Annotated in this window: 1 pseudogene; it reads right to left on the bottom strand. The window is 66.8% G+C overall.

From position 1 onward, the window contains the following. A pseudogene (locus SB765_RS33395) lies at positions 1-238 on the bottom strand (ABC transporter ATP-binding protein); the annotation flags it as partial.

Here is a 238-nt window from a genome sequence, read left to right as displayed (position 1 = left end):
GGTGCCCAGGTCTTCGATATCCAGCACGCGTGCGGGGATGGCGCCATCGAACGGGCTGTCCCACAGCTGCACGAATTCTGGTCGGATGCCCACTTGCAAGCGCCCGCCTGCCGTTGCCGCCAGCCGTTCGCGCAGGCCATCGGGCAGCGCCAGGTGGACATCACCAAACGCCACCCCGTCGGCTTCGGCACGCACCTCGATCAGGTTCATGCCCGGGCTGCCGATGAAGTAGCCGACA

The organism is Pseudomonas sp. SIMBA_067 (assembly GCF_046534675.1).
In the GTDB taxonomy this organism is placed as follows: domain Bacteria; phylum Pseudomonadota; class Gammaproteobacteria; order Pseudomonadales; family Pseudomonadaceae; genus Aquipseudomonas; species Aquipseudomonas putida.
This window is presented reverse-complemented; position numbering and strand designations above follow the sequence as displayed.